This window comes from Roseateles sp. PN1 (assembly GCF_038419725.1).
Lineage (GTDB): Bacteria > Pseudomonadota > Gammaproteobacteria > Burkholderiales > Burkholderiaceae_C > Paucibacter_A.
Genome location: NZ_JBCARA010000032.1, coordinates 1 through 1,351, shown reverse-complemented (window position 1 = coordinate 1,351; position 1,351 = coordinate 1). Strand labels below are relative to the sequence as shown.

Sequence of the window (1,351 nt, the reverse complement as noted above, 5' to 3'; positions counted from 1 at the left end):
AATATCGAAGGCACTTACACCTTGCTGGAAGCGGCACGCGCTTACTGGAGCGGCCTGGGCGAAGAAGACAAGGCCGCCTGGCGCTTCCACCATGTCTCGACCGACGAGGTCTACGGCTCTTTGAGCGCCGAAGATCCGCCCTTCGCCGAGACCAAGACCTACGAGCCCAACAGTCCCTACTCGGCCAGCAAGGCCGCCAGCGACCACCTGGTGCGCGCTTGGCATCACACCTATGGCCTGCCGGTGCTAACCACCAATTGCAGCAATAACTACGGCCCCTTGCACTTCCCCGAGAAGCTGATCCCGCTGATGATCGTCAACGCCTTGGCGGGCAAGGCCTTGCCGATCTACGGCGACGGCAAGAATGTGCGCGACTGGCTCTTCGTGACCGACCATGCCAGCGCCATCCGCGCCGTGCTGCAGGGCGGCCGCGTCGGCGAGACCTACAACATCGGCGGCTGGAACGAGATGACCAATCTGGAGATTGTGCATACCGTGTGCGAGTTGCTCGACGAGCTGCGACCCGACGCGGCAGGCAGCTACAAGCGCTTGATCACCTACGTGAAGGATCGCCCCGGCCATGACCGCCGCTACGCCATCGACGCCCGCAAGATCGAGCGCGAACTGGGCTGGCGCCCAGCCGAGACCTTTGCGACCGGCATCCGCAAGACCGTGCAGTGGTACTTGGACAACCCCGAGTGGGTGGCCCGCGTGCAAAGCGGCGCCTACCGTGACTGGGTCGCCCAGCAATACCAAGCCTGAGCGGCCGATTCATGAAAATCCTTTTGCTAGGCAAGAACGGCCAAGTCGGCTGGGAGTTGCAACGCGCGCTCGCCCCTTTGGGTGAGTTGGTCGCGCTGGATCGAAGCGAAGGCGCCGACCTCGCCAATCCCGAAGTCTTGCGCGCCACGGTCCGCGCGGTGGCGCCGCAGGTCATCGTCAATGCCGCCGCCTACACGGCGGTCGACAAGGCCGAGACCGAGCAAGACCTGGCCCTGCAGATCAATACCCATGCGCCGGGCTTGCTGGCCGAAGAAGCCAAGCAACTTAGCGCCGTGCTGGTTCACTACAGCAGCGACTATGTGTTTGACGGCAGCGGCAACACGCCCCGCAGCGAAGACGCGGCTACTGGCCCTTTGAGCATTTACGGGCGCAGCAAGCTGCAAGGCGAAGACGCCATCCGCGCCAGCGGCTGCCAGCACCTGATTCTTCGCACCAGCTGGGTGTACGCCGCACGTGGCGGTAACTTCGCCAAGACCATGTTGCGCTTGGGCGCAGAGCGCGAGCAGCTCAAGGTCATCGCCGACCAGATCGGGGCGCCCACCGGTGCCGATCTCTTGGCGGATCTGAC

At 64.0% G+C, this 1,351-nt stretch carries 2 protein-coding genes; both read left to right on the top strand.

Annotation, left to right across the window (positions count from 1 at the left end):
- A partial coding sequence (locus AABB87_RS23015; RefSeq protein ID WP_341973604.1) for a dTDP-glucose 4,6-dehydratase occupies window positions 1-762 on the top strand: 762 nt, incomplete at its 5' end.
- Window positions 763-773: 11 nt separating this feature from the next.
- Window positions 774-1,351: dTDP-4-dehydrorhamnose reductase (gene rfbD / locus AABB87_RS23010; RefSeq protein ID WP_341973603.1), on the top strand; the 578-nt coding region annotated here is incomplete at its 3' end.